Genomic DNA, 220 nt, shown 5'->3' on the forward strand with positions numbered 1-220 from the left:
AACAGCGCAACCCGTCTCTGCCCTGATGGCGCCACGTCCGCCTCCAGCGTTCCACCGAGCGGACACTCACCCGCAGCTCTTTGGCGATGGCTGAGTTCTTCTCACACCGCTCGAAGCGGTCAGCCGCATCCATCCGTATCCGTTCCCGTGCCGCCTGCTCCTGCGGCCTCAGTCCTCCCCCTTGCGCATACCGCATAGCAACGGCATACCGCGGACACCC

Annotated in this window: 1 protein-coding gene; it reads right to left on the minus strand. The window is 65.5% G+C overall.

What is annotated here, in order from left to right:
• Positions 1-196, minus strand: a 196-nt coding sequence (locus IF20_RS38815; RefSeq protein WP_267881163.1) for a helix-turn-helix domain-containing protein, incomplete at its 3' end; no start/stop codon positions are given.
• Positions 197-220 lie beyond the last annotated feature (24 nt).

The sequence above is a fragment of the Streptomyces niger genome, assembly GCF_000718305.1.
Lineage (GTDB): Bacteria > Actinomycetota > Actinomycetes > Streptomycetales > Streptomycetaceae > Streptomyces > Streptomyces niger.